This is a genomic window from Pantoea sp. BAV 3049, assembly GCF_009765445.1.
Lineage (GTDB): Bacteria > Pseudomonadota > Gammaproteobacteria > Enterobacterales > Enterobacteriaceae > Erwinia.
In genome coordinates this window covers 1,445,007-1,465,167 of the sequence record NZ_WHOY01000031.1, presented here as the reverse complement: position 1 = coordinate 1,465,167, position 20,161 = coordinate 1,445,007, and the positions used below count along the sequence as shown (strand labels likewise).

General features: G+C 55.3%; 20 protein-coding genes. 9 read left to right on the top strand and 11 right to left on the bottom strand.

The genetic code is table 11. The features are described from left to right. Nucleotides 1-39: 39 nt before the first annotated feature. Both pldA and GSQ70_RS07535 read right to left on the bottom strand, forming a co-directional pair. The gene (gene pldA / locus GSQ70_RS07540; protein WP_158781977.1) at nucleotides 40-918 is read right to left on the bottom strand and encodes a phospholipase A; all 879 of its coding nucleotides are present in this window, start codon (nucleotides 916-918) and stop codon (nucleotides 40-42) included. A gap of 118 nt (nucleotides 919-1,036) precedes the next feature. Continuing rightward, a complete protein-coding gene (locus GSQ70_RS07535; protein WP_199257235.1) occupies nucleotides 1,037-2,155 on the bottom strand; it encodes a hypothetical protein in 1,119 nt (372 codons plus the stop codon). Between the two features lie 179 nt (nucleotides 2,156-2,334). Here GSQ70_RS07535 and GSQ70_RS07530 point away from each other — a divergent pair, with 179 nt between their 5' ends. From GSQ70_RS07530 to GSQ70_RS07515, 4 genes are all read left to right on the top strand, one after another. Beyond that, nucleotides 2,335-2,805 (top strand): thioesterase family protein, encoded by a 471-nt coding sequence (locus tag GSQ70_RS07530; protein WP_158781976.1) that lies wholly within the window; start codon nucleotides 2,335-2,337, stop codon nucleotides 2,803-2,805. Between the two features lie 64 nt (nucleotides 2,806-2,869). After that, the gene (rarD, locus tag GSQ70_RS07525; RefSeq protein WP_158781975.1) at nucleotides 2,870-3,769 is read left to right on the top strand and encodes an EamA family transporter RarD; all 900 of its coding nucleotides are present in this window, start codon (nucleotides 2,870-2,872) and stop codon (nucleotides 3,767-3,769) included. Between the two features lie 960 nt (nucleotides 3,770-4,729). Then, nucleotides 4,730-4,918 carry a hypothetical protein gene (locus GSQ70_RS07520; RefSeq protein ID WP_199257234.1) on the top strand — a complete coding sequence of 63 codons (189 nt, stop codon included), beginning with the start codon at nucleotides 4,730-4,732 and terminating at the stop codon, nucleotides 4,916-4,918. A 7-nt stretch (nucleotides 4,919-4,925) separates the two neighbouring features. Beyond that, the gene (locus GSQ70_RS07515) at nucleotides 4,926-5,090 is read left to right on the top strand and encodes a hypothetical protein (protein WP_158781974.1); all 165 of its coding nucleotides are present in this window, start codon (nucleotides 4,926-4,928) and stop codon (nucleotides 5,088-5,090) included. A gap of 86 nt (nucleotides 5,091-5,176) precedes the next feature. Here GSQ70_RS07515 and corA read toward each other — a convergent pair whose 3' ends face one another. Together corA and ysgD are read right to left on the bottom strand one after the other, a co-directional pair. Then, nucleotides 5,177-6,130, bottom strand: a complete 954-nt coding sequence (gene corA, locus GSQ70_RS07510) for a magnesium/cobalt transporter CorA (RefSeq protein ID WP_158781973.1) — start codon at nucleotides 6,128-6,130, stop codon at nucleotides 5,177-5,179. 140 nt (nucleotides 6,131-6,270) lie between these two features. Further along, on the bottom strand, nucleotides 6,271-6,327 hold the full coding sequence (gene ysgD, locus GSQ70_RS26355; RefSeq protein WP_369699783.1) for a YsgD/CorL family protein: 57 nt from the start codon (nucleotides 6,325-6,327) through the stop codon (nucleotides 6,271-6,273). 87 nt (nucleotides 6,328-6,414) lie between these two features. Between ysgD and GSQ70_RS07505 the strand changes: the two genes are divergently transcribed. After that, nucleotides 6,415-6,888, top strand: a complete 474-nt coding sequence (locus tag GSQ70_RS07505; RefSeq protein WP_158781972.1) for a WbuC family cupin fold metalloprotein — start codon at nucleotides 6,415-6,417, stop codon at nucleotides 6,886-6,888. Nucleotides 6,889-6,929: 41 nt separating this feature from the next. Here the strand turns inward: GSQ70_RS07505 and uvrD are convergent, their stop codons facing one another. From uvrD to GSQ70_RS07470, 7 genes are all read right to left on the bottom strand, one after another. Continuing rightward, nucleotides 6,930-9,092, bottom strand: coding sequence for a DNA helicase II (gene uvrD / locus GSQ70_RS07500; protein WP_158781971.1), 2,163 nt, complete (start codon nucleotides 9,090-9,092; stop codon nucleotides 6,930-6,932). A gap of 57 nt (nucleotides 9,093-9,149) precedes the next feature. After that, the gene (yigB, locus tag GSQ70_RS07495) at nucleotides 9,150-9,866 is read right to left on the bottom strand and encodes a 5-amino-6-(5-phospho-D-ribitylamino)uracil phosphatase YigB (RefSeq protein WP_158781970.1); all 717 of its coding nucleotides are present in this window, start codon (nucleotides 9,864-9,866) and stop codon (nucleotides 9,150-9,152) included. After that, nucleotides 9,866-10,774: a tyrosine recombinase XerC gene (gene xerC / locus GSQ70_RS07490; RefSeq protein ID WP_158781969.1), complete on the bottom strand. Its 909-nt coding sequence runs from the start codon at nucleotides 10,772-10,774 to the stop codon at nucleotides 9,866-9,868. Before xerC ends, yigB begins: the two co-directional genes overlap by 1 nt. Further along, a complete protein-coding gene (locus tag GSQ70_RS07485; protein ID WP_158781968.1) occupies nucleotides 10,771-11,475 on the bottom strand; it encodes a DUF484 domain-containing protein in 705 nt (234 codons plus the stop codon). Before GSQ70_RS07485 ends, xerC begins: the two co-directional genes overlap by 4 nt. Beyond that, nucleotides 11,472-12,296: a diaminopimelate epimerase gene (gene dapF / locus GSQ70_RS07480; protein ID WP_158781967.1), complete on the bottom strand. Its 825-nt coding sequence runs from the start codon at nucleotides 12,294-12,296 to the stop codon at nucleotides 11,472-11,474. Before dapF ends, GSQ70_RS07485 begins: the two co-directional genes overlap by 4 nt. A gap of 39 nt (nucleotides 12,297-12,335) precedes the next feature. Then, a complete protein-coding gene (locus GSQ70_RS07475; RefSeq protein ID WP_158781966.1) occupies nucleotides 12,336-12,521 on the bottom strand; it encodes a lipoprotein in 186 nt (61 codons plus the stop codon). 164 nt (nucleotides 12,522-12,685) lie between these two features. After that, nucleotides 12,686-15,241, bottom strand: a complete 2,556-nt coding sequence (locus GSQ70_RS07470; RefSeq protein ID WP_158781965.1) for a class I adenylate cyclase — start codon at nucleotides 15,239-15,241, stop codon at nucleotides 12,686-12,688. Between the two features lie 286 nt (nucleotides 15,242-15,527). Here GSQ70_RS07470 and hemC point away from each other — a divergent pair, with 286 nt between their 5' ends. Genes hemC through hemY form a run of 4 tightly spaced genes read left to right on the top strand, consistent with a single transcriptional unit; the run spans nucleotide 15,528 to nucleotide 19,553 of the window. After that, on the top strand, nucleotides 15,528-16,469 hold the full coding sequence (gene hemC, locus GSQ70_RS07465; protein WP_158781964.1) for a hydroxymethylbilane synthase: 942 nt from the start codon (nucleotides 15,528-15,530) through the stop codon (nucleotides 16,467-16,469). Continuing rightward, entirely contained in the window at nucleotides 16,466-17,206 is a 741-nt protein-coding gene (hemD, locus tag GSQ70_RS07460; protein WP_158781963.1) for a uroporphyrinogen-III synthase, read from the top strand. Before hemC ends, hemD begins: the two co-directional genes overlap by 4 nt. Before the next feature lie 23 nt (nucleotides 17,207-17,229). Beyond that, nucleotides 17,230-18,360 carry a uroporphyrinogen-III C-methyltransferase gene (gene hemX / locus GSQ70_RS07455; RefSeq protein WP_158781962.1) on the top strand — a complete coding sequence of 377 codons (1,131 nt, stop codon included), beginning with the start codon at nucleotides 17,230-17,232 and terminating at the stop codon, nucleotides 18,358-18,360. A gap of 2 nt (nucleotides 18,361-18,362) precedes the next feature. Continuing rightward, nucleotides 18,363-19,553, top strand: coding sequence for a protoheme IX biogenesis protein HemY (hemY, locus tag GSQ70_RS07450; protein WP_158781961.1), 1,191 nt, complete (start codon nucleotides 18,363-18,365; stop codon nucleotides 19,551-19,553). Nucleotides 19,554-20,161: the final 608 nt, after the last annotated feature.

Sequence of the window (20,161 nt, the reverse complement as noted above, 5' to 3'; positions counted from 1 at the left end):
TGGTGGGCGCACTGAGAGCTTCAGCCCGCCCGGAGAGCATTAAAACAGGTCGTTCAGCATCACGCCGACACCAACCCGGGTTTGACGGTGGTTATAGTCAATCAGGGATTCACCATAGCCACTAAAGACTTGCGTGTAGAAGCGAACGTGTTCGCTGACCGGATAGCTCCAGCCTAACTGAGCGCCGCCGTAGCCGCTGTTCCAGTTGTAGTTGCTCTGCAGGCTGAAGACGCTGGCACCCAGCTGATAGCCCACAGTCAGGCGATAATACCCCATGTACCTGGTGATATCCGGGTTATCATCATTATTTTCACTTTCTGGGATGCGGTACCAGGGTTTTGCCTCCACCAGCCAGTTACCGTTCTGCGCCATCAAACGGGCATAGACACGGTTCCAGCTGCGGGACGTCGGCTCTGAGCGGCCATTAGACTGGTGATTCAGACCCATTTCCACATCGCGCAGCGTCCAGCCAGCAAAGTTGTAGTCCGTTGCCCAACCCAGGAAAATCTGTGGCTGATAGTCGGTTTCACGGAACGGTGAAGATCCGCCGCGGTTAGACAACTGCCACCAGGAGTCCTGAGTATACGATGCCGCCAGCACCGAGTTGTCGCCCAGAATGCCGCGCCACAGTGGGAAAGCCAGGCTCAGCTGGAATTTCACTTCATCATGCTTGGCTTTGTTTGACCAGTTGTAGGTCTGTATCGCCTCTTTATTAATATTGCTGGTATCGGTATAGATAACGTAGTTGCTTTCATATGGATAAAGGACGAACGGGTTGTCATGCTTTTCCAACAGGTTAGCAATGATACTGCCACGGACGGACGGCTGGTCATGAACCTCTGTGACCGTGGCTTCTTGTGCCAGAACTAACGAGGGAAACAGGAGTGCTGCAGTGAGCACTCCTTTCAGCATCTGCATAGTATTCTCCAGAGCAAAAACGAAATAAGTGGGTAAAAAGCATGCCATTCTACACACAAATAGTGGCCGGGATTAGCGATGATTTTCTAAAGCGATCGCCGCTATTCTTTCGGCCCTCTCATTTGTTCTGTAATGCCCGGAAATCATTGAACCATGCTGGATTTACCGCTGTGCCGCCGCCAGTATCCGGCTGCACGGTATACGAGAGATACACACTGTTGAGCAGCCAGGGAATTTTGTCAGGACCAAAGTTTCTGGTCATCTGAACATTCTGTTCAAAACCATAGGTAGCAACGGCCAGCCGCCCGGTATCACGGAAAATCTTCATCTGATTACGCAGGTAATGTTGACGGCTTTCGAACCAGGGACTGAGCGCCAGGAAATTATCCCAGCGCTGACGGGGGAAAGGATGCAGGGTTGCCGCCCTGATAACCTGCCAGTTCAACCGGTTTCGCGGCAGATTGTACTTGGCGGCATAAGCTGCGGAGATCGGCTTATGCATATTTTGCCGCCACCAGGTCACCAGTGAGAACTCCGTCACCAGAAACGTCTGGTCGGGGCGCATGCGCGGCAAAATATAGTCGAGGAAGGGACGCGAGGCCTCCAGTGAAGGCACATGCGGATGGATATCAACGCCCTCAATATCCGGCGTGGCTTTGACAAACGCCATCCAGCGTGCCGTAGACGGCGTGCGGTTTTTCGGCAAATCGAGTCGGTTGAGCGCCCCCATATATAAGTGCGTTTTACACTCTCTGCTGCAGTGGGCTTTTCGGTAGGCAATCACTTTTGCCGCCATCCCCTCATAAAACGTGTTGAGGTCTGCGTTGCGATCCTGCGGACGGCTTTCAATATAGGGTTCATTGCCGATCACCAGAATATCGACCTTCCCCATCACCTGCGGCAGAACCTGATCCAGCCGGGCAAGCTGCTGCTGAAAATCAGCGCTACCGGGCTGAGGAAAGTCGCGATTCGGGAAGAGCCATTTGAGCGTCAGAATGGTTTTATAGCCTTTCGCTCCCGCTTCGAGGATGGTGCTGAGAGTACCATTGGCTCCGCCCCGCGGGCTGATTCGCGGCATCGGCAGAAACAAGCGGATCCACTCTGCATTCGCTCGTTTAAGATGTGGATAATCAACATCTTCAAAGTGTTCATTGAAGTTGGCGCCAAGCGCGCCCTGGGCCAGTAATGGCGCGGGCGAAATCAGCAATGCCGCGCAAAGAAGATAAATTTTTCGCATTTTTTCGATCCACGGGTTGTTCATGGCAAACTGAGGCAACCCTATCGACCTTAGTTCATCTCCTCTGGCTGGCAACCGGGAAAACGATTTTTTCCTCTTTCCAACGCGATATGAAACAATTTTAAACCGCTGGTCTGCTAAAGTATTTCGCTGTGTTTTCCGCAAAGGATTTTCGAAAAATGTCTGCTGTTCCCCTCAGTCAGGACGCCGCTCGCCGCCTGATCGGTGAGATTTTTGTTGATGACATGCCGTTTAACCGCGCCCTTGGCCTGCGGCTGGATCGGCTGGAGCCTGATTACGCCGAACTGAGCTTTGCCAATCAGCAGCAGTTGGTCGGTAACGTCGCGCAAAAGATTCTGCACGGCGGGGTGATTGCCTCCGTACTGGACGTGGCGGCCGGGCTGGTTTGCGTCAGCAGTGCCCTGACCCGCCAGGAAAGCATCACCGAGGAAGAGCTGCGCCAGCGGCTTTCGCGTATGGGCACCATTGACCTGCGCGTGGACTATCTGCGCCCGGGACGGGGCGAACGCTTTATTGCCACCAGCAGCCTGCTGCGCGGCGGGAATAAAGTCTCCGTGGCCCGCGTTGAATTGCATAATGATGCTGGCGTCTATATTGCCAGCGCCACCGCAACTTATCTGACGGGCTAGCTGCCCGTCATGTACGGTTCTGCGTTTTCTGAACTTAAAATCTGCTCTGAAGGAGTCTGTCTGTATGGACGCGCAACAAACACGACAGGGGATATTCTTTGCCCTGGGTGCCTATTTTATCTGGGGCATCGCACCGGCCTATTTCAAGTTAATCCAGCAGGTGGATGCCGGGGAGATCATGACACACCGGGTGATCTGGTCATTCTTCTTTATGCTGATTCTGGTTGGCGTTACCCGCAACTGGCCGAAGGTTAAGCTCACCCTGCAGCAGCCGAAAAAGGTGCTGCTGCTGGCGGTGTCCGCCACGGTAATTTGCTGTAACTGGTTGATTTTTATCTGGGCTGTAAATAATCACCATATGCTGGAAGCCAGCCTCGGCTACTTTATCAATCCGCTGTTTAACGTGCTGGTCGGGATGGTGTTTCTCGGTGAGCGCTTCCGCCGGTTGCAGTGGCTGGCCGTACTGCTGGCAGCCTGCGGCGTGCTGGTACAGCTGTGGAAATTTGGCTCGGTGCCGATCATCGCGCTGGGGCTGGCGGTGACCTTCTCTTTCTACGGTCTGCTGCGTAAGAAAATCGGCGTGGATGCGCAAACCGGTATGCTGATCGAGACCAGCTGGCTGCTGCCGGTAGCCGCTATTTATCTGTTCGGTATCGCCGACAGCAGTACCAGCCATCTGACACAAAACCCGTTGTCGCTGAATCTGTTACTGGTGGCGGCCGGTATCGTAACCACCATTCCGCTGATGCTGTTCACCGCGGCCTGCACACGGCTGCGGCTCTCCACCGTAGGCTTCTTTCAGTACCTTGGTCCGACGCTGATGTTCCTGCTGGCAGTGGTGTTCTACGGCGAACAGCTGACGCAGGACAAGGCCGTCACCTTCAGCTTTATCTGGGCCGCGCTGGCGCTGTTTATCTTTGATGCTCTGTGGACGATGCGGCGTCGCGAGGTTAGGTTAGCCTGAGGAGAGTTGATCATGACGGAAGTCTGTTTCTGAATGGGGCAGACTTTCGGGTCAGGGTCAGAACAGACTGTCAATATACCAATAGTGTATGTTTTGTTTAATTTTGATCTGATATTGTTTGCCCGTCTATAGCTAAATATAACTTAAGGATTTTTATGTTTAACGATGAGCCTCCGTCGAGAATAACGACACAATTCTGATTATCTCCTCCGCACGGTCGATAGAGATAATCAGCTCACCATACCCATTCAAAGGGTGTGATTATCTTTAAATCGATACCTGACATGTCGAGGTGAATTATGCTTTTCAAATTGTTATATCTACCTTCTCCATCAAACATGACGTATTCCTCATCAACCTGCGATTCTTCCGTATATGAATCTACGGGGGCTAACGTCATGATCAAATTATATCTGCGTCGTCTGTTTTTAATACTAAAAAATCAGTTGGTAAAAAACTACCAGAATGCGACAAAAGCACAAATAGACAGCCTTATTCCCTGAATGACAGCAGCGTATAGCCCGGATATCCAGCCCCACAGACATGGGGCTGGATGATACGGATGTTATTCGTCTGGTAGCACCAAAGATAGATGTCCTGTTTTTGCACGGGATACAGCATGCATTTTCGCATTGCCAGATATTTTGGGTGAGCTGTAAGCGGAATACGTTATATGTGAGGATTTAATTTATGCAGCATGTGAAAAATAATTTCATCTGGAATTAAATTACCATTAATGATGCGATTGTTATCCCGATTTTGGTCATGTTACTCTGCGTTTTTATTTATAGTTGGCAAGGGATGCACTTGTATTTTAACGGTGAATCACTTCCAGATCTGTCCCCTGATTATAAAAAACTGCCTTACTATACATTACGCACACAATGCGATTAACCATGGTTTAATTTACTCAATGATTTTACGCTTATTTTTGGGATGCTGTCGGCGAAATTCCTTGCGATGCGCAGAGTGATTCTGCCGTTCGTTAATTTTATGGAATCTGTTCCGTTAGTCGGTTTTTTAACCTTTACGACGGCTTTCTTTCTCGGTCTCTTTCCGCACAGCGTTCTGGGTCTGGAAGGGCTGGCAATCTTTGCCGCATTTACAGGCCAGGCATGGAACATGATGCTGACGCTGTATCAGACATGAGGCAGTCATGCTCTGCGATCGCGTTCTGCTGATGACAGGAACGCCAGGCTCAATTACCGATATCTTTCGCATAGATATTCCAGGCGGAAAACGCAACGCTGAGAGTATTAAACCTTTTGTGGATACCATCAGTGAAACGCTAAATATGAAGATTGCCGCCGCATCAGTCTGACACTTAACGGCATAATCCCTGAGATGATTGCATCATGTCTTTCTGAGATCATGCAACCCTCTCATCTTCCAGAATTTTTTCGCCGCTTACAGCCAGTTCTTCCGCTTAAAATAAGCGTAAGGGGCCAGGCCGGCCAGGATCATCAGGCAGATAGCGCCAGGGTAACCAAAGCTCCACTTCAGCTCCGGCATAAACTCAAAGTTCATGCCGTAACTGGAGGCCACCAGCGTTGGCGGCAGGAAGACCACCGACACCACCGAGAAGATTTTGATGATGCGGTTCTGCTCGATGTTGATAAAGCCCATCGCTGCCTGCATCAGGAAGTTCACCTTCTGGAACAGCGACTCGTTGTGCGGCAACAGGGATTCGATATCCCGCAGGATTTCCCGCGCCTGCTCAAGCTGGTTGGCAGGCAGACGCGCCTTACGCACCAGGAAGTTAAGCGCTCGCTGGGTATCCATCAGGCACAGGCGCACCTTCCAGCCGATATCTTCCAGCTCTGCCAGCGTGGACAGCGCGGCGTCAAACTCATCGCCCTGGTGCCCTTCCATGATCACCCGGCTCAGCTTTTCCAGATCGCTGTAGATGTTCTCGATTTCATCCGCCAGCTGTTCAATTTTGGTTTCGAACAGGTCCAGCAGAAGCTCATAGGCGTTGCCGTCGATCAGCACCTGGTTACGTGCACGCATACGATAGAGGCGGAAAGCAGGCAGCTCACGCTCACGCAGGGTATAGAGACGCCCTTCACGAATGGTAAACGCCACCGTGGAGTTACCGGCGTGGTCGTCCGCATCTTCATAGAAGAAAAAGGAGTGAATATGCAGGCCATCTTCGTCTTCAAAGAAACGGGCAGATGCCTCAATGTCTTCCAGTTCAGGACGGGTTGCCAGGCTCTGGCCCAGCTCGATCTGTACGCGATCGCGCTCACCCTCTTCAGGCTCAATCAGGTCCACCCAGACCGAACTGACCAGTTCATCGTTGGGTTCTTCCAGCTCGAGACGAGTCAGGCGGCTGTGATCAAGTTTAAATGCGCTCAGCATAGCTGTACTCCCAAATCGCAATAACGTGGGACTGGCGCTTGAACACGGGAAACGGGGGGCGTTTCAGGTCGATCTGACTCAGAGCGACGCAAAAGCGGGTCGCCAACAACCACGAAGGCTATCGGCAGAAGAGGATAGCCTTAGGAGTTGTACCTGGTGTCCAGGTCAATGAGCCAGTATCTACTGGGTGTGTCCAAGGCGAATGTCCTCTTAGGGTAATGGTGCGCGCATGTTACGCTGTGCTGAAAATGGCGTCAACAGCAACCCGGATAATAAGGATTCGAATGAAACAGATTACCCGTTCCGACATCAGCAACATGAGTGAACAGGCTGCCAGCGTGGCACGACTGCGTTCGCACCGCACGCTGCATGAAGAACTCAGCGACCCGGTACAGCGTCTGGCTATCGCCATGGAGCCGGGCACCTACATCCGCCCGCACCGCCATCCGCAAACCTGGGAGCTGCTCACGCCGCTGAAAGGTCGCTTCGTGGTGCTGCAGTTTGATGATGCGGGAGAAGTGACCGATCGCACCGTGCTGGGCGAAGAAGTTTTGTTACAGGAAATGCCGGCTTTCACCTGGCACGCGGTGCTGTCTCTGGATGAAGGCGGCGTGATTTTTGAAGTGAAGCATGGCCTTTATCAGGCACTGACAGAAGATGACTGTCAGCACTGGGCACCTCAGGAAGGAGCCGAAGGCACTGCTGAAGTAATGGCCTGGTATGCCAGCGCGCAGCCGGGCGACCGCTACTCACGCTGATGCTGACGGAACGGCGGTATCTTGCCGCCGTCCCAATTGGCTCAGACTGTTTCCAGCTTCGCGTAAGCAGCCACCAGCCACTTGATCCCCTGCCCCTGGAAAGCCACCTGCAAACGGCTGTGCTCGCCGCTGCCTTCCAGGTTCACAATAGTGCCTTCGCCAAATTTGGCATGGCGCACACGCTGACCAAGGGCAAAGCCACTGTCATTCTGAGAAACTGGCGTACCCATGCGCTGATGGCTGACCGGGCGGCTGACGCTGGCGCGCAGGCGAACTTCTTCCACGCACTCTTCCGGTAATTCACCCACGAAGCGCGACGGACGGTGGTACACCTCTTTGCCATACAGGCGGCGGGTTTCGGCATAGGTGAGGGTCAGTTTCTGCATCGCCCGCGTCACGCCAACGTAGGCCAGGCGGCGCTCCTCTTCCAGCCTGCCACCTTCATCCAGCGACATCTGGCTCGGGAACATCCCTTCTTCCATGCCGACGATAAATACCTGCTTAAACTCCAGGCCTTTCGCCGCATGCATGGTCATCAGCTGCACAGCATCCTGCCACTTATCTGCCTGGCCCTCGCCTGCTTCCAGCGCGGCATGCGACAGGAAAGCCTGCAGCGGCATCAAATCTTCATCTTCGTCCTGATAGCTGTACTGCCGCGTGGCGTTGACCAGCTCCTCAAGGTTTTCGATTCGCGCCTGGCCCTTCTCGCCCTTCTCCTGGTCGTACATCAGCCACAGGCCCGAATCTTTAATCACCCGGTCAGTCTGCACGTGCAGCGGCAGCTCGCTGGTCTCCTGCGCCAACGAGTCCACCAGTTCGGTGAAGCGTTGCAGCGCAGAGGCGGCACGGCCTGCCAGCGCTTTTTCCTGCAGCAGAGCGCGGGCGGTTTGCCATAATGTAAGCTGCCGTTCACGAGCCGTCTGCCGCACCACATCGAGCGTGCGATCGCCGATGCCGCGCGTCGGCGTATTCACCACCCGCTCAAAAGCAGCGTCGTCATTACGGTTGGCAATCAATCGCAGATAAGCCAGCGCGTCTTTGATTTCCTGGCGCTCGAAGAAGCGCATGCCGCCATAGATGCGGTAAGGCATGCTGGTCTGTAACAGCGCCTCTTCCAGCACGCGCGACTGGGCGTTGCTGCGGTAGAGGATGGCGCAGTCGTTCAGCGCGCCGCCGTTTTCCATCCACACCTTGATGCGATTGACCACAAAGCGCGCTTCATCCAGCTCGTTAAAGGCGCAGTAGATGGCGATAGGCTCACCGTCGATGCCATCAGTCCACAGTTCTTTACCCAGCCGTCCATTGTTATTGGCGATCAGGGCGTTAGCGGCTTTCAGGATATTGTTGGTGGAGCGGTAGTTTTGCTCCAGACGGATGGTCTCAGCGCCGCTGAAATCGTTAAGGAAACGCTGGATGTTCTCCACCTGCGCCCCACGCCAGCCGTAGATCGACTGGTCATCATCCCCGACGATAATCACTTTGCCGCTGTCACCCGCCAGCATTCTGATCCATGCATACTGGATGTTGTTGGTATCCTGGAATTCGTCCACCAGGATATTGGTGAAGCGCTCACGGTAGTGATTGAGGATATGCGGTTTGTTCAGCCACAGCTCGTGTGCGCGCAGCAGCAGCTCGGCGAAATCCACCAGCCCGGCACGGTCACAGGCTTCCTGGTAGGCCTGATAAATTCTCAGCCAGGTCTGCTCCACCGGGTTGCCGTAGCTCTCGATATGTTTTGGTCGCAGGCCTTCATCTTTCTTGCCGTTGATGTACCACATTGCCTGACGGGCGGGCCACTGCTTCTCATCCAGATTCATCGCCTTAATCAGGCGCTTCAGCAGGCGCAGCTGATCTTCGCTATCCAGGATCTGGAAATCCTGTGGCAGGTTGGCATCCAGATGATGTGCACGCAGCAGACGATGAGCCAGGCCGTGGAAAGTGCCAATCCACATGCCGCCCTGACTGGTGCCGATCAGCTGCTCAATACGGTGACGCATCTCGGCGGCAGCCTTGTTGGTAAAAGTCACGGCCATGACCGAATACGGCGAACAGTTCTCTACCGCCAGCAGCCAGGCAATGCGGTGCACCAGCACGCGCGTTTTACCACTTCCCGCGCCCGCCAGCACCAACAGGTTGCTGCGCGGCGCGGCAACGGCCTCGCGTTGTTTGTCATTCAAGCTGTCGAGCAGGTCTGAAACGTCCATAGGCACCGTCAGGAAAGAGGGAGCAATCAGCACTCCACTGGATATTTAACCAGCTTATTATATCAGCGCGGTCAGCGATGCCAACCGCGAAATTTCTAAAGTAGGCAGCAGGCGGCTGTCAGCAATGTGCATCAGGTTGCCCTCATGCAGATTGATCCAGCAGGCCTGCATCCCGCAGCGCACGGAACCCGCCACATCGGTGGTCAGGTCATCGCCGACATGCAGAATACTTTCCAGCGGCAAACCCAGCTTTTCCGCCGCCAACTGATACATATCATCGTAAGGTTTGGCGCGGCCATCCGGCCCGGCACGCAGGATAAATTTGAAGTATTTATCCAGCCCGAACAGGTGTGGTTCAGCGTTGCCGTTGGTGATCGCCACCAACGGGATGCGTTTTGCCAGAGCTGCCAGCGTCTCGTGCGTTTCATCCGGCACATCAATCTGGCTGCGCCAGTGGGCGAAGTTCGCCATCACCGCACGTGAACCTTCATCAGCTTCACGTCCGTTCAATCCGACATTGAGCATCGCCAGTTCAATGGCACGACGACGCCATTCGCTGACGTCGTGGTAAATTTCAGGTTCCTGCTCACGCAGGCTGTCGCGCAGCTGCTGATACTGCTCCACGCTGAACTCGCTCAGCGAAGGATGCCAGGACTGCAGGAAGGCGTGGGACTCTTTCGTGGTGCGACGGATCACCGGATGGTTATCGTACAGCGTGTCATCCAGGTCAAAGGTCATCGCTGCTATCGGCCGCAGCGGGCGGTAAAAATGCATCAGGATTTTCCTCGTTTGGCACGGGGATGGGCGGCATCGTAAACCGACGCCAGGTGTTGGAAGTCAAGATGGGTATAGATTTGCGTGGTGCTGAGGTTAGCGTGACCCAGCAGCTCCTGCACCGCACGCAAGTCGCCACTGGATTCCAGCATATGAGTGGCAAAGGAGTGGCGCAGCTTGTGCGGATGAATATGGCTGGAGACGCCCTGCTTCACGCCCCACTCGGCAAAACGTTTCTGCACGTTGCGGGCCGAGATGCGTTTTCCCTGCTTCGACAGAAACACCGCATTGTCTTCCGGCGCAAACAGCTCGCGCATTTCCAGCCAGTGCTCCAGCCACAGCACCGCCGTGCGACCAACCGGAAGGCGTCGCTCTTTGCTGCCTTTACCGATCACCCACACTTCGCCGGAGGCCATATCGAGATGGCCGGTATCAATGCCAACCAGCTCCGACAGACGAAGACCGGCACCGTACATGATTTCCAGCATTGCCCGGTCACGCACTGCCAGCGGATCGTTCAGGTCGATCTCCAGCAGACGATCAACTTCATCGACATCAATATTTTTCGGTAAATGGCGCGGTGCACGCGGAGTGGCGACGCCCTTAGCCGGGTTAGCCTTCAGCCTGCCCTGGCTGATTTGCCAGTCCAGAAAGCTGCGTAAAGCAGAGAGGCGCAGTGCCAGGCTGGCGGGTTTTAACCCGGCACGGCGGCTGCGGGCGGCCAGCGAACGAACCTGTGCCGCATCCAGCTTCTCCCAACTGCTGAGCTTCATTTCATCCAGCAGGGTGATACAGGCGGTCAGCTGACGTTGGTAACTGGTCTGGGTCAGCGGGCTGAGCTGGCGCTCCACCTTCAGATAACGCAGAAAGCCCTCTACGGCAGACTGTAGAGGGGAGCCGCCATTCATGCGCGTTCAACCCAGCGCAGCAGCAGCTCCGGCAGCATTTGTGACAGATGCTGGAGCAGCACCGTGCCCATTCCGGACTGGTAATGCTGGTTATCACGGCTGCTGAAGATCAACACGCCGAGGTCGCCCTGCTCGCCCATCAGCGACATGGCAACCGAGCCGATGGCTTTCGCCTGGGGCAACAGCAGCAGCAACTCGGGGCCGTTCAGGCTGCCAAGATAGTGATGCTGTTTGCCCAGGCGCTGAATGCGGATGGATTCGAAGGCCTGACGCGGCAGCGCCAGCTGCGTGAAGTCGGAAGGCGCGCCAATGCGCCACTTCTCGCTGAACAGCCGCACGTTAGCACCGGCCAGCCCCAGCTCACGCGCCCAGCGATGCAGGCGATTCAGCATGTCATGCAGGCTGGAAGCGGAGGCAAGGCGGGCCTGCAGCGTCAGCAGACGGTCGAACAGCTGCTGGTTAGCGCTGGCCTGCTCCATCAGCAGGGTAATCTCTTCTTCCAGCTGGCTGATATGGTTACGCTGACGACCCAGCTGCCACTCCACCAGCGAAACGGTTCCGCGTACCGGATGCGGCACCAGCATTTGTTCAACCTGGCGGGCATTGCGGATAAAGAAGTCCGGATTTTGCAGCAGGTAATCGCTGACTGCACGATCGTCCAGCAGGACGTTTTCCGCCTGGAGTTCTCCGACATTTTTCATAAATGAATAAATCCGTCATAAACGTGAGTGGCAGGACCGGTCATATACAGCGAGTGACCCGGACCTTTCCAGGCAATGTTTAAGCTGCCGCCAGGCAGATCGACGCGCACTTTTTCCGCCAGCAGCGTCTGCTGAATGCCAACCGCCACGGCGGCGCAGGCTCCGCTGCCACAGGCTTGCGTTTCACCCGCTCCGCGCTCATACACGCGCAGGCGGATGTGCTCGCGACTGACAACTTCCATAAAACCAACGTTTACCCGCTCCGGGAAGCGCTCGTGGCTTTCCAGCACCGGACCGAGCGATTCCACCAGCGCGGTTTTCACGCTGTCCACCTGCAGCACGCAGTGCGGATTGCCCATCGAAACCACACCACACATCACCGTCTGTTCAGCGGCACGCATCAGATAGAGGTTTTCAGCTTTGTTGGCGCGGAACGGCACCTGCTGCGGTTCGAAATTCGGCTCGCCCATGTTCACGCACACCAGTTCATCCTGGCTCACGCTGAGCACCATGCGCCCGGTCTGGGTACTGACGCGGATATCGCTTTTATTGGTCAGCCCTTTCAGGCGGACAAAGCGGGCGAAACAGCGCGCGCCATTGCCACACTGGGCCACTTCGCTACCGTCAGCATTAAAGATACGGTAATGAAAATCGAGGTCAGGATCGTACGGCGGTTCAACAATCAGCAGCTGATCGAAGCCGATCCCCAGATGACGATCCGCCAGACGACGGATCAGCTCGGGAGAAAAATAGACGTTTTGCGTCACGGCATCGACCACCATAAAGTCATTGCCCAGACCGTGCATTTTGGAGAACTGCATTTTTAGCTCCAATGAGTGCGTCATAGTTGACTCTGCCGGTTAGCCATCCGAGCCTGTCGAGGTTGTCGTTGACTGCTGCACTTCAGTGGCCGGTGGTTTGGTTACCGGTGCGGTCTGTTTCTTCGGTTGTTCCTGCGGCGGGAAATACAAAGGCCCTTTCAATCCGCATCCCACCAGGCTGGCTACAGCCAGCACCAGCGCCATCCGGCAAATCACTTTGTTCATGCTTATTCTGCTCGTTATTGATGCCTGTTGGTTGCCTATCATCGCAGGTGAAGTACTAAAAGCAACAGGAAAAGGTGATCGAATGTCGCAGAAGGGAAACAGCATGCACTGCGCCTGAGTGCCTGAAATGGTCTGCGGCAGAGCGGGACCCTGCCACAGTGGCATCAGTGCATCTGGTAGCGCTGACCGTAATCGGTGTTGGCATCGTTATCCGACACCGTGGCACACAACTGCGCCAGAGTCTGACTGCGGAAAGGGATCACCTGGAAGCGCTCGTCCAGCTGCACAATCTGATAGAACTGCGGCAGATTGAAGTTGATAAAGCTGGAGCCGTAGGTAAAACGATCGTGAGACGATGAGTAGAAGCGGCTCACATCACGCACCAGCTCTTCCTTACTGCCTTCACAGTGGTGATAAATCTCTACCCGGTTAGTTTCATCGAGGATGTAGATATTAAAACCGTGATCGTCCTGAGTATCTTCGAAGAAGAACTGGATAATCCCCTCGCTGGCGTAGCCGTTCACCACTGCTGGCAGGCGCGCCTGATCGGTTTCCACCTTGATCGACAAACCGTGCAGCTTGTTGTTGGAGATGGCTCCGTAGAACTCCACGGCATTCTCCAGTTTCTGCACCGACACGCTCAGGCGTTCAAAGAACAGGCCCCAGGTCTGCCCGGCCACGCGCACGGCTTTAAACCGGCCAGGCTCCTGGCGTGTACTCGAAAGGCGCAGCTCGATGCATTCTGACACCAGTTGCTGCACGCGAGTGCGGATCAGCCCACGCAAATGCTGGCTGTAGCAGAACACCTCAACAGAATCTGGCGGAGCCGCATCCTGATGCATTTTGCCGAGAATGGTCTTCAACCCTTCAATCATCGCCTGCTCGCCGTTGAAATGCAGCGTTCGCACTTCATTCCACGAGTTGCGGTACAACAGGTCGATACTGCCGATCAGGCACTGTTGCTGCTGGCCGAAGCTGAACACGTCCAGCTTACGGAAATCAAAATGCACCACCTGATTGCGGAAGACGGCGGTCGGATCGTGTTCCAGGTTGACGATAATCGCCAGGTGACGAATTTCACACGGGCTGTAGAGCGCCTTCGCTGTCGGCGATGGCAGGCGCAGCGGGAAGTGGTGCGAGACATCCGCCACCAGCTCCTGCAACCTGGCCAGATCGCAGATTTCGTTGCCTTTAATATGCAGGCGGGTTTTGCTGGTCAGCAGGCCGTTGAACCACGCCCAGGCCACCAGCTTGTTCAGGTAGCGGTTATACTCCAGCGGCTGATGGCTGATGATCGACTGCATGTCCGGCGACTGGTTATACAAATACCAGCCGGCACGGTTAGCCCGGCCATGCGGCACGTGAATAAAGGTCAGATGCTGTTCAGACAGGTCAGGCGAGATCTGTGGGTTGACCAGCGTCACTTTGCCCGGCAGCGCTTCGAAGGCCGCATACAGCTTACGGGTCAATACACCAATATCCTGCGGACTTGCGCTAACGCTCAGGTTATTGCGGCGCGCAAAGCGGATCAGGTTACGATAGCTCTGCATCATCGCATCAAGCAATTCGTTATGTGCTTCACGCACTCGCCCGATTTTCCAGTCAGCACGGCTGTCCAGAATCTCCACGCGCTGTGCGTCCCAGCCCCACTCGGTGACCAGCTGGCTGAGGATCTCACGCCTCCAGCCGGACTCTTCGGTTTCCACCGAGAGTTTTTCGCAGACCTTCAGATAGAAGCAGCGGCGCACCAGGTCAAGACGGGCATGGTCATCAATGCTGGTGAGGTAATGCGTCACTCTTTCCAGCATCATGCAATACGGGTCGAGGCCGTACGAGACAATTTCGCCATCGTGCAGGCGCTGTTTAATGTCCATTGCCAGCAGCCGGGTAGACGGGTATTCCCAGGAGTAGGCTTCCAGCAGCAGCGTTTTCAGCACGGCCTTATAGGGCGAGTCGATGCTTTTATACAACTGCCACAGACTGGCCCCGAAATACTCTTCAGCAGAGAGCGTATCCAGCCCTCCCAGATCCAGCCACTCGTTCGGCGTCAGAACCCCTTTCTGGTACAGCGACATGACGTAGTCGTCATAGTGCTCTTCTTCTTCGCCGGGAACCATGTTCCACAGGATACGCTTACCGGCCAGTCGCACGGCGGTGCGGTAGAACTCATCCAGCAACAGGATATGCTGGGTGGAACCGCAATCTTCGCCGCCCAGACTGCCACTTTCGTTGTGGCGGAAGCGATTTTCGTCGATCAGGAAGAAGCTGACTTCCACCCCCATCGCCGCACACCACTTTTGCAGAAGAGTGCATTTTTTCTGCAGGCAGAGGCGCTCTTCATTATCCAGCCATGACTGGTGGCAGACCCAGATATCAAGGTCCGAGGTGAGATTCTGACCAACGGAGGAGGTGCTGCCCATAGAGTAGACGCCGGTAATCGGCATCTCGCCCTGCGGAGGGATCGCGGCGTTTGATCCAGATTTCCCTTCCAAATCATTGAGATAGCTTATCTGGTTTTCATCAGGCGTGTAAAAGCTGATGCCATATGGAACGTTACCTTCAAGATAACCCGGCATCAGCGGATGATGATAATGTAATAAGGTTGGCAGCAGACTGTATACCTGCTGGAAGGCAGGTCCCATAGCAGCCAGGGCGCGATCGACGCGCAGCTGGTTGATGGCATCCAGTCTCTGTTTCAGTGTCTCTATGTAGAGGTACAAGACGTCTCGCCTGATTATCCCAGTGCTTACAAAAAACCCTGTTTCCGAAATTCGCCGCTTGATTTAAAAATAGTCGTGCGAAAAATGCTGGAAACGTGATCAATCTAACACCAGGCTGATTGACCGTAAAGAAAGTTGCGCTACTTAACAGTTTAGCACGTTTTACAATCGATCTGCCCTAAGATCCCTCAACACGCCTCTTCCCTGCCGTTTAAACCCGCGGAAACTGACAGCATTCCCGTATCAATGATAGGATAATCAATGAACGATAAAAACGGTAACAAGCATGTTAGACAAAATTTTAAGAATTGCCACCAGGCAAAGTCCGCTTGCGCTATGGCAGGCACATTATGTTCAACAACGCCTGATGGCCTGCCATCCGGGGCTTCGCGTTGAGCTGGTGCCGATGGTGACCAAAGGGGATGTGATCCTCGATACCCCGCTGGCCAAGGTCGGCGGCAAGGGCTTATTCGTCAAAGAACTGGAGCAGGCGCTGCTGTCCGACCGCGCTGATATTGCCGTTCATTCGATGAAAGACGTGCCGGTAGCCTTCCCGGAAGGGCTGGGGCTGGTCACGATTTGCGAACGGGAAGATCCGCTTGATGCCTTCGTGTCTACTCAATTCGATTCTGTCGATGCCCTGCCACAGGGTGCAGTGGTGGGCACCTCCAGCCTGCGCCGCCAGTGCCAGCTCAGCGAACGCCGTCCGGATCTGATTATCCGTTCCCTTCGCGGTAACGTCGGTACGCGGCTGGGGAAACTCGACGCCGGTGACTACGATGCCATTATTCTGGCCGTCGCCGGGTTAAAGCGTCTGGGGCTGTCCGATCGTATCCGCCACGCTATGCCAGCCGAGGAGTCTCTGCCAGCAGTAGGCCAGGGCGCGGTGGGAATTGAGTGCCGTCTTGATGATGCTCAGACCATCGCCCTGCTGGAAGCGCTGAATGATGAAGACACCTCGGTGCGGGTTAAAGCCGAGCGCGCAATGAACACCCGCCTGGAAGGGGGCTGCCAGGTGCCGATCGGCAGCTATGCGGTCCTCAATGGCGATGAGCTGTGGCTGCGTGGCCTTATCGGTTCACCTGACGGCACCGAGATGATCCGTGGCGAGCGCCGTGGCCCGCGTGCAGATGCTGAGAAAATGGGCATTTCACTGGCGGAAGAGTTGCTGAACAACGGTGGACGTGAAATTCTGGCCGAAGTCTATCAGGGGAATCCTCCCGAATGACCATTCTGGTAACCCGACCCGAACCGGCCGCTGACGAGCTGGTCAGCCGTTTGCGTCAGGCGGGAAAGGTTGCCTGGTCAATGCCGCTGATCGAATTCACACCGGGAACAGGGCTGGGCAACCTGCCCGGCCAGCTCGCATCGTTGCAGGAAGGCGATCTGGTGTTTCTCCTGTCGCAGCACGCCATTCATTATGCTCAACCCGCTCTGACACGAGCCGGAGCCGCATGGCCCGCAGACCTGAACTATTATGCTATAGGTCGCACCACTGCGCTGGCCCTGCATGCATCCAGCGGGCTGGATGTTATCTGGCCCCATGAGCGTGAAACCAGCGAAGTGCTGATACAATTACCTGCGTTACAAAAAGTCGCCGGAAAGCAGGCTTTGATCCTGCGGGGCAATGGCGGACGTGAACTTCTGGCAGAAACCTTGCAACAGCGCGGAGCTAATGTACAGTTTGTTGAGTGCTATCAACGCTGTGCAAAGCACTATCAGGGTTCAATAGAGGGTCGCCGCTGGCGCGACCGCGGTATCACCACTCTGGTGGTCACCAGCGGTGAAATGCTGCAACAACTTTATTTGCTGTTCCCCGATATAGATCGTGAGGAATGGCTTCTGCACTGCCGACTGGTTGTCGTCAGTGAACGTTTGGCTGCCCGCGCCAGGGAACTGGGTTGGCGCGATATCAGGGTGGCCGATGGTGCCGATAACGACGCGCTGCTGCGGGCGTTACAATAAACTTAAATATGGGATGTGCCACAATGACGGAACAAAAAGATTCCTCTGCCATGGTTGATGAGACCACCCCAGCGGTAGAGAGCTCATCACCAGAACAACAACCAGGCCGTAAGTCGCGGAATACCGCCACGGCGCTGGCTGTTCTGGCGATTGCAATCGCGCTGGCTTCAGGCGTAGGGCTTTATATTAACGGGAAACATCAGACGGACCAGCTGACCGCGGCCAATCAGGCACTGGCGAACCAGCTGTCCGAGCTTCAGCAGCAGTCAGTCGGCGACAAGCAGACCCTGGTGCAGCAGCTGACCACGCAGACCAGCGCGCTGGACACGGCCCGTCAGCAGCAGGCCGCCATGAGCCAGCAGCTTGACCAGTTAAAAGAGAAAGTCGCCACCATTTCCGGTAACGATGCACATACCTGGCTTCTGGCTCAGGCCGATTATCTGGTGAAACTGGCTGGCCGGAAGCTATGGAGCGATCAGGATGTCACCACTGCTGCCGCACTGCTGAAAAGTGCGGATAACAGCCTGGCTGAAATGAACGATCCGAGCCTGATTGAGGTACGTCGTGCGCTGACCAATGACATCAGCTCGCTGTCTGCAGTGAGCCAGGTCGATTACGACGGCATTATCCTCAAGCTGAACCAGCTCTCCAACGGCGTGGATAACCTGCGCCTGGCCGATAACGACAGCGACGATTCCCCGATGGATGCCGACAGTGGCGAACTCTCCTCTTCGCTGCACGAATGGCGTCAGAATCTGGTGAAAAGCTGGCACAACTTTATGGATGACTTTATTACCATCCGCCGCCGCGACGCCACTTCAGAGCCTTTGCTGGCACCAAACCAGGAAGTCTATCTGCGTGAGAACATCCGTTCGCGGCTGCTGATTGCCTCTCAGGCGGTTCCCCGCCACCAGAACGAGATCTACAAGCAGTCAATCGACACGGTCTCTGCCTGGGTGCGTGCCTGGTACGATACCAACGATCCGGCCACCAAAGCCTTTCTCAGCCAGCTGGATGAACTGAGCCAGCAGAGCGTGTCGATGGATGTGCCGGATGCGCTGCAGAGCCAGCCGTTGCTGGATAAACTGATGCAAACGCGCGTGCGAAACCTGCTGGCCCAGCCCGGCACCGGGCAACAGCAGCAGGGAGAATAAGCATGCTCAAGGTTCTGATACTCTTTCTGTTACTGATGGCCGGTGTGGTGCTCGGCCCGATGCTGGCCGGTCACCAGGGTTACGTCCTGATCCAGACTGATAACTGGAATATTGAAACCAGCGTCACCGGCCTGACGATCGTGCTGATCCTTTCGCTGATTGTGATCCTGTTTGTGGAGTGGCTGCTGCGTCGGTTATTCCGCACCGGGGCCAGAACGCGCGGCTGGTTCAGAGGCCGCAAAGGCAATCGCGCCCGCAAGCAGACCAATGCAGCGCTGATGAAGCTGGCCGAAGGCGATCACCGCCAGGCGGAAAAACTGCTGTCGCGTAATGCTGACCATGCCGAACAGCCGGTGGTGAACTACCTGCTGGCCACTGAGGCTGCGCAACAGCGCGGTGATGAGATCCGTGCCAATCAGCACCTCGAAAGAGCGACTGAGCTGGCTGGTAACGATCAGCTACCGGTAGAGATCACCCGTGTGCGCATTCAACTGGCCCGGAATGAAGACCATGCCGCGCGTGGCGGTGTCGATCGTCTGCTGGAAGTGGCTCCGCGCCATCCGGAAGTACTGCGCCTGGCTGAACAGGCTTACGTACGCACCGGTGCCTGGGGCTCATTGCTGGATATTCTGCCAGCGATGGAGAAAGCCCAGGTGTCTGACGATACCCATCGCCTGGCGCTGCAGCAGGAAGCCTGGCTGGGATTAATGAATCAGGCGATGGCCGATCAGGGCAGCGAAGGTCTGAAGCGCTGGTGGCAAAACCAGAGCCGTAAAACCCGCCATGAAACGGCGCTGCAGGTGGCGATGGCTGACCACCTGATCGTCTGTGATGACCATGAAACGGCGCAGCAAATCGTGCTGGATGGACTGAAGCGCAATTACGACGAGCGTCTGGTGCTGCTGATGCCGCGGCTGAAAACCGGCAACCCCGAGCAGCTGGAAAAAGCGCTGCGTCAGCAGATCAAGCAGCACGGTGCCACGCCTCTGCTGCACAGCACGCTGGGCCAGCTACTGATGAAGCATGGCGAGTGGGAGCAAGCCAGCGAAGCCTTCAGGGAAGCGCTGAAGCAGCGTCCTGATGCGTTTGACTACGCCTGGCTGGCCGATACGCTTGATCGTCAGCACAAGCCGGAAGAAGCGGCGGAAATGCGTCGGGACGGCCTGCTGCTGACGCTGAAGAATACGCCTTAGCGTCAAAGCATCTGTTACGAGCCGGGTTAATTACCCGGCTTTTTTTTGCCTGATTTAAGGTCGGGGCAAAAAAAAACACCTGCCAGTCCGGCAGGTGTAAAAGATCAGGTCGGTAAGACAATTTGGCTGATACCTGACTCAACGTAGTGTCCTGGTCCCATTAAGGTCTTGCGACGATAGTGGTGGGTGGACAACAGGTATCGTAAAGGGCTCTGCATCATTCCCGGGTTTATGAAGCGTTAGCAAACATAAGGAGTGGAATGAGCATCTACATGGTTATTATTGCATAAGCCGTGCCAGGTCAGAATTGGTTGATAAAAATATATTTAACTTATTGATAAACAGATGCTTTAACAGGAATATTTTTTGCGTCTCTCTTTGCAGCACCGTCGCTAATCTGCAACATTCCCTTTACTGTGCGTCGCCATCTGGAGACAATCAGCGCATAGTTAAGTAAGTTCATTATAAATCATAATGTTAGCTGTCTCTTAAATGAGACAAAGCGTCCCTTCCCTGGTTGCCGTACGGCTCAAACCTCCTTCGGAGGTCCTCATCCTCTTAGGCTACAGATGCAAAAAGGCCAGCTCGAAAGCTGGCCTTTTCTGAAT